The 17,671-nt window shown below is 35.6% G+C and carries 15 protein-coding genes and 1 pseudogene; 6 read left to right on the top strand and 10 right to left on the bottom strand.

The window, feature by feature from the left end:
• The first annotated feature begins 3 nt into the window (after positions 1-3).
• Both ASG22_RS00620 and ASG22_RS00615 read left to right on the top strand, forming a co-directional pair.
• Positions 4-1,356 carry a sigma-54-dependent transcriptional regulator gene (locus ASG22_RS00620; protein ID WP_055979008.1) on the top strand — a complete coding sequence of 451 codons (1,353 nt, stop codon included), beginning with the start codon at positions 4-6 and terminating at the stop codon, positions 1,354-1,356.
• 203 nt (positions 1,357-1,559) lie between these two features.
• On the top strand, positions 1,560-2,186 hold the full coding sequence (locus tag ASG22_RS00615; protein WP_055979005.1) for a TMEM175 family protein: 627 nt from the start codon (positions 1,560-1,562) through the stop codon (positions 2,184-2,186).
• Between the two features lie 31 nt (positions 2,187-2,217).
• Here ASG22_RS00615 and ASG22_RS00610 read toward each other — a convergent pair whose 3' ends face one another.
• The 10 genes and pseudogenes from ASG22_RS00610 to ASG22_RS00570 all read right to left on the bottom strand — a co-directional run bounded on the left by ASG22_RS00610 (position 2,218) and on the right by ASG22_RS00570 (position 12,616).
• Positions 2,218-3,780: a sigma-54 interaction domain-containing protein gene (locus tag ASG22_RS00610; RefSeq protein ID WP_055979002.1), complete on the bottom strand. Its 1,563-nt coding sequence runs from the start codon at positions 3,778-3,780 to the stop codon at positions 2,218-2,220.
• A 107-nt stretch (positions 3,781-3,887) separates the two neighbouring features.
• Positions 3,888-4,244: pseudogene (locus ASG22_RS21235) on the bottom strand (alpha/beta fold hydrolase); the annotation flags it as partial.
• Between the two features lies 1 nt (position 4,245).
• The coding region (locus tag ASG22_RS21230; RefSeq protein ID WP_409991350.1) for an alpha/beta fold hydrolase at positions 4,246-4,841 on the bottom strand (596 nt) is incomplete at its 3' end.
• 148 nt (positions 4,842-4,989) lie between these two features.
• On the bottom strand, positions 4,990-5,505 hold the full coding sequence (locus ASG22_RS00600) for a DsbA family protein (RefSeq protein WP_055978997.1): 516 nt from the start codon (positions 5,503-5,505) through the stop codon (positions 4,990-4,992).
• Positions 5,506-5,539: 34 nt separating this feature from the next.
• Positions 5,540-6,244, bottom strand: coding sequence for a YoaK family protein (locus ASG22_RS00595; RefSeq protein ID WP_055978994.1), 705 nt, complete (start codon positions 6,242-6,244; stop codon positions 5,540-5,542).
• 25 nt (positions 6,245-6,269) lie between these two features.
• Entirely contained in the window at positions 6,270-7,316 is a 1,047-nt protein-coding gene (locus tag ASG22_RS00590; protein WP_055978991.1) for a cupin domain-containing protein, read from the bottom strand.
• A 691-nt stretch (positions 7,317-8,007) separates the two neighbouring features.
• Positions 8,008-9,066, bottom strand: a complete 1,059-nt coding sequence (locus ASG22_RS00585; protein ID WP_055978988.1) for an NADH:flavin oxidoreductase/NADH oxidase — start codon at positions 9,064-9,066, stop codon at positions 8,008-8,010.
• 4 nt (positions 9,067-9,070) lie between these two features.
• Positions 9,071-11,272, bottom strand: coding sequence for a hybrid sensor histidine kinase/response regulator (locus tag ASG22_RS00580; protein ID WP_055980210.1), 2,202 nt, complete (start codon positions 11,270-11,272; stop codon positions 9,071-9,073).
• 107 nt (positions 11,273-11,379) lie between these two features.
• Positions 11,380-12,075, bottom strand: a complete 696-nt coding sequence (locus ASG22_RS00575; RefSeq protein WP_055978985.1) for a LytR/AlgR family response regulator transcription factor — start codon at positions 12,073-12,075, stop codon at positions 11,380-11,382.
• 67 nt (positions 12,076-12,142) lie between these two features.
• A complete protein-coding gene (locus ASG22_RS00570) occupies positions 12,143-12,616 on the bottom strand; it encodes a Dps family protein (protein WP_055978982.1) in 474 nt (157 codons plus the stop codon).
• 207 nt (positions 12,617-12,823) lie between these two features.
• Between ASG22_RS00570 and ASG22_RS00565 the strand changes: the two genes are divergently transcribed.
• The 4 genes from ASG22_RS00565 (at position 12,824) to ASG22_RS00550 (ending at position 17,669) form a co-directional block, all read left to right on the top strand.
• Positions 12,824-13,807, top strand: coding sequence for an L-histidine N(alpha)-methyltransferase (locus ASG22_RS00565; protein ID WP_055978978.1), 984 nt, complete (start codon positions 12,824-12,826; stop codon positions 13,805-13,807).
• Between the two features lie 16 nt (positions 13,808-13,823).
• Positions 13,824-14,996 carry an ergothioneine biosynthesis protein EgtB gene (egtB, locus tag ASG22_RS00560; RefSeq protein WP_055978975.1) on the top strand — a complete coding sequence of 391 codons (1,173 nt, stop codon included), beginning with the start codon at positions 13,824-13,826 and terminating at the stop codon, positions 14,994-14,996.
• Between the two features lie 180 nt (positions 14,997-15,176).
• On the top strand, positions 15,177-15,851 hold the full coding sequence (locus tag ASG22_RS00555; RefSeq protein WP_055978971.1) for a YceI family protein: 675 nt from the start codon (positions 15,177-15,179) through the stop codon (positions 15,849-15,851).
• A 342-nt stretch (positions 15,852-16,193) separates the two neighbouring features.
• Positions 16,194-17,669: a response regulator gene (locus tag ASG22_RS00550; protein WP_055978968.1), complete on the top strand. Its 1,476-nt coding sequence runs from the start codon at positions 16,194-16,196 to the stop codon at positions 17,667-17,669.
• Positions 17,670-17,671: the final 2 nt, after the last annotated feature.

The raw sequence follows: 17,671 nt of genomic DNA, 5'->3' as shown, positions 1-17,671 counted from the left end.
AAAATGAAAGAAAAAATTTTAATTGTAGAAGATGAATTTATTGTAGCTAATGATTTGAAAATCATGCTTAAAAAAGCAGGGTATCAGGTCACAGGCATTGCATCTTCTGTTGTACAGGCAAGAAAATCTATTGCCGAGAAAAAACCGGATTGGGTACTGCTTGATATCATGCTTAAAGGTGATCTTACCGGAATTGACCTGGCATGGGAACTTAGAGAAATCAATCTGCCTTTTCTTTATATTTCTGCCAATACCAATCAAACAACTTTGGAAGCGGTAAAGGAAACACAACCTTACGGATTTATGGTAAAGCCTTTCCGGGAGCGTGATTTGATCGTAATGTTGGATATTGCAAAATACCGTTTCGATATTGAAAAAAATACTGAATTTCAGGAATCTGAAAAGTATCAGCAAGTAGAGGGAATTGTGGGTAAAAGTGCTTTACTGCAAGACGTTATTGAAAAAATAAGAATTGTTGCTCCAACCGATACTTCTGTTTTAGTGGTTGGAGAAAGCGGTACGGGAAAAGAAAAAGTGGCACATTCGGTTCACGAACTTTCAAACCGAAATTCTCAACCGATTGTGGTTGTAAATTGTGCTGCATTACCTCATTCTTTGATCGAGTCTGAACTTTTCGGACATGAAAAAGGGAGTTTTACCGGAGCGAATACACAAAGAATAGGGAAATTTGAACAGGCAAACGGAGGAACTATATTTTTAGATGAAATTGGTGAATTACCGTTGGATTCTCAGGTTAAATTATTACGGGTTTTACAGGAAAAGGAAATCGAAAGGTTAGGAGGAAATAAAATTATTAAAGTCAATGTAAGAATCGTTGCGGCAACCAATCGTTCTTTGGAAAAAGAAGTGGCAGAAGGCAGATTCAGACTGGATTTGTATTACAGACTGAATGTTTTCCCGATCGAATTACCAGCTTTAAGAGAAAGAAAAGAAGACATCGAACTTTTAGCAAATTTCTTCCTGCATAAATATGCAACTGCGTCAAAACGAAATATTGATTCAATTAGTAAAAATGCTGTAGAACAATTGTTACAGTACCATTGGCCGGGGAATATACGTGAACTGGAACATCTGATTGAACGAAGTGTTTTATTGGCAAAAACAACCGAAATAGAAAATTTTGATCTTCCAAAAACGATAGAAAAACCTGTAGAACAGAATCAGGGTCAATTGAAATCGATGGAAGAAATGGAAAGGGAGCATATTATGAATGTTTTGCAAAGCTGTAACGGAAAAGTTTCCGGAATCGGTGGAGCGGCAGAATTATTAAAGATCCAACCACAAACTTTATATTCCAAAATGAAAAAACTCGGAATTGATAAAAGTTATATTTAAAACCGATATTCAATATATCAATAGAAGATTCATTCGACAAAAAGAATAATTAAACGTCAATTCGAGTGATTTTTCGAAACAAGGTGTAGAAAAATTGTATCGAGAATCTAATATGACGAGTTTCAAATAAATTCCCGATACAAAATTCTTTCGGGATTTCACTCGAATTAACGGACTGTTGCATCATTAACAAAGAATAATTTATGGAAAAAGAAACAGGCAGAATAGAAGGTTTTAGCGACGGTGTTTTTGCGATTGCCATCACGCTGTTGGTTTTGGATCTTCATTTACCTGAAGAAAATTCAATTGTAAACGGAAATGATCTGTTGATTTTTATGAAGAACCAATGGCCGACATTTTTGGCATTTATCCTTTCTTTTTTCAGTATTTTCATCATGTGGGTGAATCATCACAAGATTTTCAAACAGATTTACAGTCGAAATTCTGCAATTATGTTTGCCAACGGATTGATTCTTTTTCTGGTTTCGGCGGTTTCTTATCCAACGGCTTTATTGGCGAGATATTTCAATGGTGAAGCGTCTTCAATAGTCGTTGCCATCTATACGGGAACATTTGTTTTAATCAATCTGGCATTCAATTTACTTTGGTTTCTGGCAAGCCGTGATAAAAAACTTCTTCGTCCAGGAATTACAGATGCTGCAATTAAAAAAATCCATAATAATTATTTGTACGGACTTCCGATCTACGTTATGGCGTTGCTTTTTTCGTTTTGGATTCCCTCAGTTTCTTTATTGATCATTTTAGGACTTTGGATTTTTTGGGCTTTATCTTCCGGGAAAATTGAAATGACCATTGAGAAAAATCTTTAAATTATTCTCTTTAAGATTGTTGAAATGATTATCAGCTTTTGAAGTAATGTTTTTTCTCTATTCCCAGTTTCTGCATTTTAGAAATTAATGTTGTAGAAGGTAATCCCAATAAAACAGCAGCTCCCTGTTTACCGGAAATTCTGCCATTACATTTTTCGATCACTTTTAAAATATATTCTTTTTCAATTTCCTGTAATGTTTTAATCTGAAAATTATGATCTGTATTTGGTGAAATAGAAATCTTCGGAAAATCCATTTCTTTAATTATGCTTTCCTTTGAAGTCAGGATACTTCTTTCGATCATATTTTCAAGTTCGCGGATATTTCCCAGCCACGGATTATCAATCATTGATTTCATAACTTTCTGTGAAAAACCATTAATTTTTTTTCCAGTTTTTATAGATAATTTTTCTAAAAAATATGATGCTAATACAGGAATATCTTCTTTTCTGTCACGCAAAGCCGGAAGTTTAATCGGGAATACATTCAGACGATAAAAAAGATCGCCTCTGAAATTTCCTTCTGCAACTTCTTTTTCAAGAATTCTGTTGGTAGCAGCTATAACTCTCGCATTTACTTTTATACGTTTATTTCCTCCTAATCTTTCGATTTCTTTTTCCTGTAAAACCCGTAATAATCTTCCCTGAAGTTCCAGAGGAAGTTCGCCGATTTCATCCAGAAAAATTGTGCTGTTGTGTGCCTGTTCAAATTTTCCCTGACGTTGTTCAGTGGCTCCCGTGAAACTTCCTTTTTCATGTCCGAACAATTCCGATTCAATGAGGTTTGACGGAATGGCAGCGCAGTTTATCCGAATCATCTTTTTGTGTGAAAATGAAGACAGATCGTGAATTGCCTGGGCAATCAGTTCCTTTCCGGTACCGGTTTCTCCATAAATAAGTACATTAGATTGTGAAGTAGCGACCTGAGAAATCCGCTCATAAATTTCCTGCATAACCAAACTTTCTCCAATAATGCCGTGAAAGCCCTTTTTTGCTGCTTTTTCTTCTTCAATAACTTCATTTTCTGAATGTTGAGAAGAGTTAAAACGTTGACTGATATTAATATTTCTTATCGTAATCGACAACTGTGTAGAAATTCCTCTCAATATTCTTTCGGATTTGTCGTTGAACGCATCGAAATTTTTATAAAAAAGAAAAATTATATTTTTACTTTCATCAATTGAAGGAATACAAAATCCGACTGAAATCCGCATTCCTGAATTTTTTGCAGTGATAAAACAGGAAGGAATCTGAGTTTTCTTTTCATGTAAATCTTTAAGGTCAAAAATTATCGGTTCCGCTGAATTGATACATTCTTCGAAATAATCATCAAAAGATCTGTCATCATTATCTTGCTGCCGATGAGTAACAAAACTGGTCGTGAAAACCTGAATTTCTTTCGTCTGGTTTTCAGCTCGAACAATAACAATATCATTACATTCAAGTTCATGTTTGAAATTTTTATTTAAAACAACAGCTAATTGCTTTTTATCTAAAACTTTGGAAAAATCCGCACTCAATGTTGATATAATCAGTTGCTCTTTTTGCATTTCCTGAAGCCGTCTGATAAGATTCTGTTCTGACTGTTTATCCATAGATATCCGTTAAGAAAGTTTAAAGATAATCAATATTACATCGATATAAAAAAAGGACAAATCTTTTGATTCGCCCTTTCACACCATATATTCACTAACAAATAATCTTATGATTGGATAAACTCCAGAAGATCTTTATTAATCGTTTCATGCTCTGTAGTCGGCATTCCGTGAGGGAAACCGGGATACGTGATGATTTTTCCGTTTTTCAGCAATTTGATAGATTTTCTACCCGCATTGTCAATCGGAACAATCTGATCATCTTCACCATGCATTACCAAAACAGGAATATCAACTGCTTTTAAATCTTCCGTTAAATCAGTTTCAGAAAATGCTTTAATTCCGTCATAATGTGCGACGATTCCACCCATCATTCCCTGTCTCCACCAGTTTTTCTGTACACCTTCTTTTACAGTCGCACCTTCTCTATTGTACCCGTAAAAAGGGAATGTTAAATCTAAATCNACAATAAAGCAAAAACCGTCATATACAATTCCACCCATCATTCCCTGTCTCCACCAGTTTTTCTGTACACCTTCTTTTACAGTCGCACCTTCTCTATTGTACCCGTAAAAAGGGAATGTTAAATCGATATAAAACTGGTTTCTGTTATTTAAAGTCTGCTCTCTGATGCCATCGAAAACTTCCATTGGCACACCATCCGGATTTGTTTCACTTTTTACCATTACCGGCGGAACTGCACTGATTAAAACTGCTTTTTTAGCTCTTCCGTTAGCATATTTATTAACGTATCTTATTACTTCACCACCACCTGTTGAGTGACCGATGTGAACTACATCTTTCAGGTCTAAAAATTCTACCAACTCAGCCGCATCAGAAGCATACTGCTCAATCGTATGATTGTAAATATCCTGGCTGGATCTACCGTGACCTCTTCTGTCGTGCGCCACAACTCTGTACCCTCTCTGCAGGAAGAAAATGACCTGTGCATCCCAATCGTCTGATGATAAAGGCCATCCGTGGTGAAACATCAATACCTGTCCTTTTCCCTGATCTTTGTAAAAAATTTCTGTTCCGTCTTTTAATGTAAGTGTACTCATTTTGTTAAATTTTTAATGTTGGATTAATTTTATTTGATTGTTATTTTTTGTCTTAATTCTTTAGCAAATCTACGCAGTTGTAACTCAATGGAAGTTAATCTAGTTTAATTTCGTTACATAAATTTAAGAATTAATATTGTAATATTATTTAGTTTACATTTTCGCTGATTAATTGTAGCAAATCTTCTGCGCCTCCGTTGAATTTATTTCCATTAATGAAAAATGAAGGAGTTCCGTTTACACCGCTTAATACGCCGCTTTCAAAATCGGAGTCCACCTTTTCTGCTAATGCCGAACTTTCTATATCTTTTTTGAACTGAGAAATATTCAGATCTAATTTTTCCGCTAATTCCAATAAAAAGTTCTCATTCATATCTTCCTGATTTTCATAAATGGCATCATGCATTTCCCAGAATTTCCCCTGTAGGTTTGCGGCTTCTGCTGCGAGTGCTGCTGATCTTGCATATTCGTGGATTTCGGATAAAGGAAAGTTTCTGAAAACAAATTTAATCTGAGTTCCAAATTCTTTCATGAGTTCTTTCAGTACAGGATACGCCGCTCCACAGTATGGACATTGATAATCTCCGTATTCTACAACGACAATATCTGCGTTTTGATTTCCTTGTGTATGGTCATTTTTGCTGACCGCTGGTTTTAGTGACATAATTATTTTGTTTTAAGTGTTTGTTATTTTTAGTTTAAAGCTCAACAACCGAAGAAGAGATCCATAATGCTCCGATTAATAATAGGAAAGCAGGAATTCCAAAGATCCAGTTTCCAAATACAGGAAGTAGGAAAGGGGCGATGAGTGCTCCTGATAAAAAGCCTGTCCATAAAAGTAATAAATGAACGACATTCGATCTGTATTGCTTTTTTTCGGTTTTGTCTTTGCTCATGCTCAGTAAGGCTGAATTTCTTGCCAGACTGTTCAGCGTTCCTGTAACAAAGTCTGTATTTATTTTCTGATCTCCTACCGAAGTTACAATCGTATTCATAATTCCCATTGCGAAACCAATTATTGCAATAGACGGAAGTGAACTGATGATATAAAAACAGGACACGAGCGTATAGAGAATTAATATTCCTGAAACAAGCAGAAAAGGTAATGTATGATTCTTCAGTTTTTTAGATAGAGAAAGACACGTTCCCGCATAAATTCCCAATAGAAAACAGCTGATTACAGTAGCTGATGTGATAATAACTCCCCATTTATCACTTGAAAAAGCAGCGCCCAACTGTGTGGTATTTCCACTCATGAAGGAAACATACGTTTTCCATTTGATAAGACCTGTCGCATCAATAAATCCTGCAATTAAGGCTAAGAAAATGGCTAATCTTTCATGCATCCTGATTTGTTCAGGTGAAACAGAAACGTTTGTTTTGGAAAATACGGGCTGATCCATTGTATGAAAGATTAGGATTTTTTATTTATTTTTTAGGCTGAATAAATACTTTTTGAGTAGGGAATTTTTCAATTTTTCCCTCAGCAAGACCAAAATTAGTTACAACAACATCTTTAGGATTTCCTGCAAGCCATTCACTGAGATCAATAGATTCATAAACACCGCTGTTGAAACCAATCAATACTTTACAAACTGTGTCTCCCGTGTTTTTAATATAATGTCCGGCTCCCATTGGTACATAACCTACATCTCCGGCATTGAACTGTTCTGTAACCGCCGTTCCTTCGGCAAGGAAAACCGACATTTCTGCCTGCCCGGAAATATAATACTGCCATTCGTCTGCATTAGGATGCCAGTGCATTTCTCTTAAAGCTCCTGGCTGAAGTTCAAGTACAGATCCTGCCATTGTGGTGCTGATAGGAAACTCTTTGCTGGTAACCAATCGTTGCAATCCACCTCCGGGTATGATTCTCGGTTGTTGAGAATGTAACGGATAACGGTGAAAACTTGTTAGTTCAATATCAGATTCATTAGGTCGGGCTGCAGCAACAAATGAAAGTTCGTCAGGAACGATGCCTGCTGCGAAATACGCTTCTTTCTGAGGTAATTTTGCCACTTCTTCCAATGTTAAACCTAAGTTCTGAGCAACAATTTCCGGTGGCATAGATGATACAAAATCTGTAACACTGAAGGTATGATCTTCAGAGAAATTGCCGTTATCAAATATTAAAATAAAATGACATTCTTCTGTTCCTGTTGCCTGAATCGAGTGTCCGTATCCTTTTGGGAAATACCAGACATCTCCCGGTTCAAAATTATCTGTATAGCTGTGCCCGTCCGGATGAATAATCGTTGTGCGCACTGTTCCTGAAATAACGTAAGCCCATTCTGCGGCATTGGCGTGCCAGTGAAGTTCTCTCATGCTTCCCGGCTGCAGTCTCATCGAAACTCCTGCAATACCGATGGAAGCCGGGAAATCTGTAACAGATGCTCCTCTTGTTGTTCCGCCGTCATTGGTGCGGGGTTCTTTTTTCTCTAATTCGTATCTGAAGCTAAGTGATTCGTTTTTCATGATCTATTTTTTGTGATTAATAACTAATTGTCTGTTTTACTATTGTAAAGCTACTAAAGAAATGAACTGTTTTTAAAAGCTCTTCGATGAATGGGCAAAAAGAGTCGGTGAGTGCAAATAACAAATAGGTAATAAAGATCTAAAGTGGTTTCAGCCCTTTGTTTTCAGTGGAATTTTGGTCTTTATTAATCTTTAAAAGAATAAAGTTAAAGCAAAATTCATCGACATTACTCCCTTTTAGGGATCAGGGAAAATAATTTTAATGGATTTTTGAAACAATATGGGTTTAAATAAAAGCAAGAGTCATTTTATGACAAACAAATTGCGGTAAACAAAACAGAAATATGTTTGATCTTACACAAACTGTTTTAAATAAAACTAAAATCTGTTTTAATTAAAACAAGTTGCGGAAACTAAAACAGAAATATGTTTGATCTTACACAAACTGTTTTAAATAAAACTAAAATCTGTTTTAATTAAAACAGACTGCAGGAACTAAAACAGAAACCTGATTAAATTAAAACAACCTGTTTAGACATTCACAGAAAAAAATCTGCCTCAATAATGAAATTGAGACAGACTTTATATGGAGTAAAATCTTAAGAAATTACCAACTTCTCGATACAATTTTTTTCAAAAATTTACTCGAACTGACGAAAATGCATAACAGATATCTTTTGTAAAGTTCTCTTTAAAAAGCTCTTTTGTACTGCCACGGAATTTCCGTATCCAATTCCAGTTCCATCGCTGCGTGAATAGAGAAATATGGATCCCGCAAATGTTCTCTGGCAATAACAACTAAATCTGCCTGATTATTGGTGATGATTTCATTCGCCTGTTTCGGACTGGTGATCATTCCGACAGCTCCCGTTAAAATTCCGGTTTTTTCTTTGATGGCGGTGGCAAAAGGAACCTGATAGCCGGGATATACTTTGTCTTTACTCACATTGGTAAGTCCACCACCGGAAGCCGTGATAAAATCTACGCCGTTTTCCTTTAATAAGGTTGAGAGATCAACACTATTATCCAGCGTCCATCCATCTTCCGTTTCGATATAATCCACCGCCGAAATTCTTACGAGTAATGGCATTGTTTCAGGGATTACTTTTCTGATTTCCTGAACGGTTTCTATTAAGAATCGGGTTCTGTTTTTAAAGCTTCCGCCATATTCATCTTCACGTTTATTGATTACTTTAGAATAAAACTGATGAAATAAATATCCGTGTCCTGCGTGTAATTCAATAGTGTCAAAACCTGCTTCCACCGAACGAATGGCTGCTTCCACAAATTTATTTTTCAGTTCCTGAATTTCAGAAATCGTCAGCTCTCCGGGGATCACACCGTTAATTGCTGTTGGGTAAGACGTTTTTACAATCCATCCGCCTTCTTCTGGCGTAAGTGGTTTCATCCTTTCATCAGGATGTTTAAGACTGCCTTTTCCACCGGAATGCCACAATTGGATTCCTATTTTAGCATCCTGTTCGTGCACAAAATCGACAATGTTTTTCCATGCATTTTTCTGTTCGTCGTTCCAGATTCCTACATCACTTAATGTAGCCAATCCTTCTGATGAAACAGCTGTGCATTCGGTTAGAATTAAACCTGCGCCGCCCACTGCTCGGCTTCCTAAATGCACCAGATGCCAATTATTCGGAACACCGTTTTTAGCACTGTATTGCTGCATGGGAGATAACACAATCCTGTTTTTTAATTCAAGATTACGAAGTTTTATGGGTGAAAATAAGTTCATTTTATTAGATTTTAATATTTTGTAAATGTTGTAAGAGCGTTTCGGCTTCCTGAAGCGCTGAAAGAATGATATTTTTTACTTCCTGTAAAGTTTCTTCTGCCGTTAGAGTTTGCTCGGCAGTCATTTCAAGCAGATCCAGTTTTTCGTTTAACAAAGCTGACAGTCCCATGATGGCAACACTCGATTTAAGATCATGAGCTCTCAGTTTCACGGTTGTAAAATCTTTATTCTGATACGCGGTCTCTAATTCACGAAGATGATTAGGGATTTTATCAATAAACTGTTGGGTAACGGTTTGTTCAAAATCTTTATCACCGCCACTTATAGACTGCATATAAGTCAGTTCAATGTATTGAAATACAGGTTTTACTTCTGTAGGTTTGTTTGCTGTCTGATCTTTATTTTGTAATCCGAAATTTGAAATCAGTTTAAAAAGTTCTTCTTCTTTAATCGGTTTAGAAATATATTCGTTCATTCCACGGCTCATGCATTTTTCTCTTTCGCCCGCCAATGCGTGCGCTGTCATGGCAATAATAGGTACATCCAGGTGTAATTCTTCTCGAATTTTCTGCGTGGCAGCATATCCGTCCATCTTCGGCATCTGAATATCCATCAATATCAAGTTGTATTCGTTTTTTTTGAGATAATCTACCGCTTCCAAACCGTTGGAAACAATATCAAAATCGATGTTCCATTGCATCAGCAAATGTTTCATCAGGCTTTGGTTAATTACATTATCATCGACTACTAAAACTTTCAACGGAGCATTTGATTTATCTTTGAAATAATGAGTATCAACAACAGGAATTGCGGTTAACTGCTCTTTTGCTATGCCATAAGGAATATAAAAGCTGAATGTTGTTCCTTTTCCCTGTTCACTGATGACTTCAATATCACCACGTTGTAACTGGATTAAATTTTTCACGATAGATAAGCCCAATCCTGTTCCTCCGTAATTTCGGGTAATAGAATCTTCACCTTGGTTGAAACGCTCAAAGATTTCGCTCAGTTTGTCTTTGTCGATCCCGATTCCTGTATCAGAAATTTTAAAACCGAGGATCACTTCACTTTCTGTCTGCTGTTTATTATAAACTTCAATATTGATGCTTCCCTGCTGGGTAAATTTTATGGCATTCCCGATGAGGTTAACTAAAATCTGCGTTAATCGCGTTGCGTCTCCTGTTAATGTATCGGGAATTGACGGATCTACTTTGCTTGAAATCGTCAATCCTTTTTCTTTGGCTCTTTCAACAAAAAATGTTTCTACAGAGTTTAATAAACCATTAATACTGAATGTTCCGGGGGTAATGCGCATCATTCCGGCTTCAATTTTAGATAAATCAAGAATATCATTAATAATGGTCATTAAATTTTCTCCAGAACGCTGAATGGATGATACAAATTCTGCCGAAGTCTGATCCAACGGTCTTTTTTGCAGTAAATTGGTAAAGCCTAAAATTCCGCTCAACGGTGTACGGATTTCGTGGCTCATATTGGCTAAGAAATTCTCTTTTGTCTGTGCAGCAACCGATGCTTTTTTCTCTGCAATATCTAAGTCGTCGATCAGTAAGCGTAATCTTTTGAACTGACGAAGAATATGAAACCCGACAACAGCACCACTCAATATCAATAAAATCAACAAAGAAATATCGTACCATCTTGCTTTTCTGCCCATTTCTTCGCTTCTTCTACTGAGTTCCACCATATGTAGCTGGCGTTTTTCATAAATTTTTGCGGTAATGGAAGTAATTTCGTTGGAAATTCTCCTCGCTCTGGGATTGGCAATAGACGTTTGATCATCCATATTTCCAAGAGCATCATAGCGTTGTAATAATTTGTCCCGCACTATTTTTTTATCGAGAGCAAGAACACTTAATCTATGGATTAGTTTTTCTTCTTCAGCATCAAAATTGTCTCTGGATAAAGAATCCAGAAAGTTTTCTATCTGATTTATTTTCTTGTCGATTCCTTCAAGATGCGTGGTGTCATTGGTTGCAATAGAAGCACGAATCCTGCTTTCCACTCCCAGAATATCGCGGTCGATTTCCCGTAAATGATTGCTCGACCGCAGTTCGCTGAGAAGTGTATTGTTATTCTGGATAAGTTCTTTCGTATTTTTTGCTGAATTGATCTGAACAGCGATCAAAAGTATAGTTCCTGCAATGAATGTAAGAATTATAAAATAACTAAATCGTTTGTTGCCCATTACAGAAATATTTATCATAAATAATATATAAAGTTGATGATTGCTTTACTTCGATTCCGTTACATAATTACAGAAAAACTTGTGAAAAAGGCAGATGATCATTTAGGTTAAAAAACGTTCATTCTCGCATTCAGTGCTTTACGATAAGCATCGGCAACGGGAACAAACTTTCCGTTAATCATAATTCCGCCATCCTGAAGTGTGTCAATCTTGCTCAAAGAGATAATATAAGAACGATGAACCCTGATAAAATCGTTTTTTGGTAAGCGTTCTTCCGCAGCTTTCATCGTTCCATGAATGGCGAACATTTTTTCTTTCGTGTAAAATTTTACGTAATCGCCCATCGCTTCAGCATAAAATATATCATCCAACTTTAATCGTCTTGTGATATTGGAATCTCTTACAAACAAAAACTCATTCTGGGTAACCTGAACATTTTCCTTTCTGCTTTCAAGAATAGATTGCGCTTTTCCGACTGCCTGTAAAAACCTTGCGGGTGTAACCGGCTTTAAAATATAATCCGCAATATTAAGCTCAAAAGCTTCAAGAGCGTATTCTTTTTTAGAAGACGTGAAAATAATGATGGTATCTTTCCCCGAAAGGTTTTTTGTGAGTTCAATTCCTGTCATTTCAGGCATTTCAATATCAAGAAATATCAAATCAACCTGATGGGTCTGCAAATGATGGTAAGCTTCAATCGCATTGCAATATTCTTTTACAATCGTAAGTCCCGGAATTTGTTTTGCCAGATGTGCCAGCGTAGTTCTTGCTATATCATTGTCATCAACGATTAAGGCTCTCATGGTGGTATATTTATGATTTCATACAAATATACTTATTCCATTTTATTTTTTTGCCTTATGGTCTCTGTTATCTGAAGTAAGAGCGGATCATCCACGCCATTTCTTCATGGGTTTCCATTAATCCTGTGATGAAGTCGCTGGTACCGTAATCTTTAAATTCTTCCGCAAAAGGAGTAATATTTCCTCGTAAAAACTCGATAATACTTTCATGATCGGCTAATAAATCTTTCATAAATCCAAGTCCGTCATTTGTTCTGTCGCTGGCTTCTGTAAGATGTGTTAATTCCAGATAGATTTGCATTGTTGCAGGCGCATAATGACCGATTTTACGCATACGTTCAGCTACACTGTCTACCAATTCATCCAATTGTCTGTATTGGCTTTCAAAGAAAATATGCATGGCGTGAAAATTATCTCCAGTTACATTCCAGTGTGCATTTCTTGTTTTTGTGTACAGTAAGAATTCATCAGCTAATAATTTTGACAATTGTTCTGCTACAGCTTCTGTGTTTTTTTCTGTGATTCCGATTTTTGCTTTCATAATAATAAGATTTAAGTTGTTGTGTATTGTTCTTTTTTCTGATGTAAAGTTCTGTAAGAATCTTGTAAAAATGAGGTTATTTTCGATGAAGTGGCAAAAATAGTCGTTGAAATTATATTAAGTTATGTTGGCAGATTATAAACTTTAAAATTCTTTTATTGTGGCGGCAAGATAGTTGTAGTAAATTAAAACCACAAAATCTATAATATGAATTTACAGTTAGATAAAGCTTCTCCCACAGAAAATTATCATACCGATAGTTTTCAATCTGATGTGTTGGAAGGTTTAAAAAAGAGTCCAAAAAAATTATCTTCAAAATATTTTTACGATAAAACCGGAGACCGTCTTTTCCAGAAAATCATGGCAATGCCGGAATATTATCTTACGAAATGCGAGCTCGATATTTTTAAAAATAAAACAGCAGAACTTGCTCAATTAATTTTACCTGAAAATGAACCTTTTGATTTGATTGAACTTGGTGCGGGAGACGCATTGAAGTCATCCTACTTATTGCAATATCTCGTAAAAGAAGGAGTAGATTTTACGTATATGCCGATTGATATTTCAGGAAATATTCTTTCATTATTAAATAAAAAATTAAATGACGAAATTCCTGAATTGAAAATTGTTTCTTTAGAAGGAGAATATTTTGAAATGCTTCAAAAAGCAGCTTTATTATCTTCACGAAAGAAAGTTATTCTGTTTTTGGGAGGAAATATCGGGAATATGAGTTTAGAAGAATCACAAGATTTCTGTTTGGGGTTAAATAAAAATCTTAATTCCGGAGATATTATTTTAATTGGTTTTGATTTAAAGAAAAATCCGCAGGTTATTTTGGATGCTTACAACGATAAAAAAGGAATTACAGCAGCATTTAATCTTAATCTTTTGCGACGAATCAATCGGGAACTTGGCGCAGATTTCAAAACAGATCAGTTTCAGCATTATGAAACGTACGATCCTATCACGGGAGCTTGCAGAAGTTTTTTGATCAGTCTTAAAGATCAAAAAGTAACTATTGGAGACGAAATTATTTCTTTTTCAGAAAATGAATACATCGATATGGAAGTTTCTCAGAAATTTTCAGACGATCAAATAAAAGAATTGGGTAAAAAATCCGGGTTTAAAATTGTCGGAGAGATAAAAGACTCTAAAAAATGGTTTGTAGATGCTGTATGGCAGGTAAAGTAATAAAAAACTAAGTAACATGATACCAGAAATTACTGTTTTAGATTTAGTTAAAAAATATTCAGCAATTCGTAAGCATTCTGAAAAGATTTGTGAGCCTTTAGAAATTGAAGATTACGTGGTACAGCCCATCGTAGATGTAAGTCCACCGAAATGGCATCTTGGTCATACGACCTGGTTTTTTGAAACGTTTATTCTACAACCCAATTTTCCGGATTATCAGGTTTTTGATCCTCAATATAATTTTGTTTTCAACAGTTATTACGAAACCATCGGTGCAAGAGTAATCCGAACGGACAGAGGAAATTTGAGCCGACCTTCCGTTTCAGATGTCTATCGATACCGAAAATATGTTGATGAACATATGAAGATTTTACTGCAAAGTAATTTTATGACTTCGAAAACTGAAACTTTACTGGAATTGGGGCTTAATCATGAGCAACAGCATCAGGAATTACTAATGACGGATATTAAATATATTTTAGGACACAATCCTCTTTTTCCTGCTTACAAAAAGGATCAGATTTTAAGTAATAAAATTTCAGCAAATTCTGAAATGATCCGATTTTCTGAAGGAGTATATGAAATTGGTTTCAAAGGTGAAGGCTTTTGTTTCGATAATGAATTGGGAAGACATAAAATATATCTTAATGACTTTGAAATATCAAATCAGTTGGTGACCAATGGCGAATATCTGGAATTTATGGAATCCGGCGGATATCAGGATTTCAGGCATTGGCACGCAGAAGGCTGGGATTGGGTAAAGGAAAATAACGCTAAAGCTCCATTATACTGGCATTTTATTGATGAAAAATGGATGCATTATACATTGAATGGTTTAACAGAAGTCAATGCTGATGAAGAACTTTGTCACATCAATTTCTTTGAAGCTTCAGCGTTTGCCTCATGGAAAGAAATGCGTCTGCCAACAGAAGCCGAATGGGAAGTTGCATCTGACCAGTTTGATTGGGGAAAACGGTGGGAATGGACGAATTCTGCTTATTTACCATATCCCGGATTTAAAAAAGAACCCGGTGCAGTGGGTGAGTACAATGGCAAATTTATGGTCAATCAGATGGTGTTGCGGGGAGCTTCCGAAGCAACGCCTTTAGGGCACAGTAGAAATACCTATCGCAATTTCTTTCAGACAAAACTTCAATGGCAGTTTACGGGAATCCGGCTGGCTCGATAGTTAAAATTGGCTTTATATTCGGTTTTAATTTGATTTTTCTCGTTTTCTTGATTTATGATAAGATGCAATACCTTATTTTGTCTGACATTTGCAGGAATAAAAGTTATGATGTCAAAAAAATTACTATTTTGCATTATAATTCAGATAGAACTTTAATCAATAATAATTAATATTAAAAAAATGAAAAAATTCGGATTTATCGCTTTAGCGGGTTTAGGTTTACTTCTTGCATCGTGTGAAAAGAAGGCAGATACAGTTTCTACAGCTCAGGAACAGCAGGTTGCAGACAAAAAAGGGGATGTTTTTGCAGTAGATGCGGCAACTTCAATGGTAAACTGGAAAGCTTTCCACAAAGGAGGGTTGGCTCCACGTTGGGGAACTCTTAGCATTACTTCAGGAGAATTATCTGTTGCAGACAAGCAGTTATCTTCAGGAGAATTTGTGATTGATATGAAATCAATTAAAGTAGATCCTGCTTCAGTTACTGAAAAAGACAAAAAATATACAGAACTTGAAGGTCACCTTAAAAGTGCTGACTTCTTTAATGTAGAAAAATTCCCGACTGCAGAATTTAAAATTACTAAAGTTGAAGATCTTGCTGCCGGTGCACAAAACGCTATAGAAGGAGCAAACAAAACTGTAAGCGGAAACCTTACGCTTCTTGGAAAAACACTTAACGTTTCTTTCCCTGCAAAAGTAGATGTTGCGGATAAATCTGCGGCTGTTAAAGCTCAATTCACTGTAAATCGTGCTGACTGGGGAATTAAATTCGGAACAAACGAAACTGATCCTGCAGAATGGATGATCAGCAAAGACATCGAAATCGCAATTGATGTAAAAGCAAATCAGAAATAAATAATAAATTAAAATAAATCTTCAAAAGGCATCTGTTCATCGGATGCCTTTTGTTTTTTATGTATTTGAGAAATTTAAGAATTCATAAAATGAAAAACCTCAGCAAATGCCGAGGTTGTAATTTAAAAAATATATGTAAGTGTGATGATGATGTTTTCTTTTTAGCAAATAGTATGCCGTGTATACCACATTGTTATGAGATTTTTTTTAAAATGACTAAATTTGGATTTGTTATAAAAATAAATACTTCATAGACACACAAAAAAATAAAAGTATTTTTGAAATATTGTGAGTATTTTTGGAGTATCAAGTAATATAAATTTAATAGACACTTTAGCCCTTATGATCTTAATTGTTGATGATAATGAAAGTAATCTTTTTTCTCTGAAAAAATTATTAGAATCGAAAGATTTTCAGGTAGATACGGCAAATTCCGGAGAAGCGGCTCTGGTAAAAGCATTGAAAAAAGATTACGCATTAATTATTCTGGATGTTCAGATGCCTGACATGGATGGCTTTGAGGTGGCGGAAACACTTGCAGGATACAGCAAAACCAAAGATATTCCGATTATATTTTTATCGGCAGTAAATACAGAGAAAAAATTTATTACAAAAGGATACGCTTCCGGAGGTAAGGATTACGTAACTAAACCCGTGGATCCTGAAATTCTTTTACTTAAGGTGAAAACTTTCTACAATTTGCAGGAGAAAAACATTGCCATGAAAAAAGCTCATCAAAGTCTGGAGCTTGAAGTAAAAGGAAGAAGAGAATCTCAGGTTACCATGAAGTCTCAGATCGATCATTTTCATTTGATGATGGAATCTTTGCCGCAAATTGCTTTTACGCTGAATGAAGACGGAATTATAGATTCTGTGAATGCAAAATGGCATCAATATTCATATTCTGAGGAAAATTTCCCTGAAACTCATCCCGACGATCCTGATATTAAAGAAGAATATACAAGGTGCAGACAAAAAGGGAAAGCCATGGAATTGGAAACCCGCATCAAAAATATAGATTCAAATGAATTCCGTTATCATTTATTGAGAATGACTCCCGTGAATGAAGAGGGAACGATTAAAAAATGGGTGGGAACTTTTACAGATATTGATGATCAGAAAAAAATAGAAAAGGAAAAAGATGAATTCCTGAGTATTGCCAGCCATGAACTCAAAACTCCTTTAACGAGTATTAAAGCGTACGTTCAGTTACTTGACAGAAAGTTAAAACTGGATGCTCAAAGTGCCGAAGCGGGATATATGCATAAAGTGCAGGATCAGATTGAAAAACTGAATAATTTAATTACCGATTTGCTGGATGTTTCTAAAATAGAAAACGGAAAGCTTAAAATCAATAAAAAGCCTACCAATCTTGAAAACGTTATTCAGAATGCGATTGAAACCATATTGCAGACTCATGATGAAGATAAAGTAAGAATTGATCGTCACGGTATTAAACCAGATATTCTGATTCCGTTAGATGAAGTGAGAATTGAGCAGGTTTTGATTAATTTCCTCACCAATGCAATCAAATATTCCCCTAAAAACAATCAGGTTATTGTTACTACTTTTGTGGATGAAGATGAAGGAGAAGTAAAAGTAAATGTAACAGATTTTGGGATCGGAATTCCGGATTTTAAACAAGATGCTGTTTTCAATAAATTTTACCGTGTAGAAGAATCTTCATTACAGTTTCAGGGAATGGGGATCGGGTTGTTTATCTGTTCGGAAATTATTCACCAACATCACGGGACCATCGGTGTTTCCAGTATTTTAAATGAAGGTTCCACCTTTTATTTTACCTTACCATTAAACTAAAT

Origin of the sequence: Chryseobacterium sp. Leaf405 (genome assembly GCF_001425355.1) — a bacterium.
Classification (GTDB): Bacteria; Bacteroidota; Bacteroidia; order Flavobacteriales; family Weeksellaceae; genus Chryseobacterium.
Note: the sequence above shows the minus strand (reverse complement) of the source record. Positions and strands in the feature narration are given on the sequence as shown.

Excerpts from the sequence above, each read along its gene's own strand:
- ASG22_RS00550 (WP_055978968.1), top strand. The coding sequence starts at position 16,194 with ATGATCTTAATTGTTGATGATAATGAAAGTAATCTTTTTTCTCTGAAA.
- ASG22_RS00585 (WP_055978988.1), bottom strand. The coding sequence starts at position 9,066 with ATGAACTTATTTTCACCCATAAAACTTCGTAATCTTGAATTAAAAAAC.
- ASG22_RS00565 (WP_055978978.1), top strand. The coding sequence starts at position 12,824 with ATGAATTTACAGTTAGATAAAGCTTCTCCCACAGAAAATTATCATACC.
- ASG22_RS00600 (WP_055978997.1), bottom strand. The coding sequence starts at position 5,505 with ATGTCACTAAAACCAGCGGTCAGCAAAAATGACCATACACAAGGAAAT.
- ASG22_RS00555 (WP_055978971.1), top strand. The coding sequence starts at position 15,177 with ATGAAAAAATTCGGATTTATCGCTTTAGCGGGTTTAGGTTTACTTCTT.
- ASG22_RS00620 (WP_055979008.1), top strand. The coding sequence starts at position 4 with ATGAAAGAAAAAATTTTAATTGTAGAAGATGAATTTATTGTAGCTAAT.
- ASG22_RS00590 (WP_055978991.1), bottom strand. The coding sequence starts at position 7,316 with ATGAAAAACGAATCACTTAGCTTCAGATACGAATTAGAGAAAAAAGAA.
- ASG22_RS00595 (WP_055978994.1), bottom strand. The coding sequence starts at position 6,244 with ATGGATCAGCCCGTATTTTCCAAAACAAACGTTTCTGTTTCACCTGAA.
- ASG22_RS00570 (WP_055978982.1), bottom strand. The coding sequence starts at position 12,616 with ATGAAAGCAAAAATCGGAATCACAGAAAAAAACACAGAAGCTGTAGCA.
- egtB (WP_055978975.1), top strand. The coding sequence starts at position 13,824 with ATGATACCAGAAATTACTGTTTTAGATTTAGTTAAAAAATATTCAGCA.
- ASG22_RS00615 (WP_055979005.1), top strand. The coding sequence starts at position 1,560 with ATGGAAAAAGAAACAGGCAGAATAGAAGGTTTTAGCGACGGTGTTTTT.
- ASG22_RS00575 (WP_055978985.1), bottom strand. The coding sequence starts at position 12,075 with ATGAGAGCCTTAATCGTTGATGACAATGATATAGCAAGAACTACGCTG.
- ASG22_RS00610 (WP_055979002.1), bottom strand. The coding sequence starts at position 3,780 with ATGGATAAACAGTCAGAACAGAATCTTATCAGACGGCTTCAGGAAATG.
- ASG22_RS00580 (WP_055980210.1), bottom strand. The coding sequence starts at position 11,272 with ATGGGCAACAAACGATTTAGTTATTTTATAATTCTTACATTCATTGCA.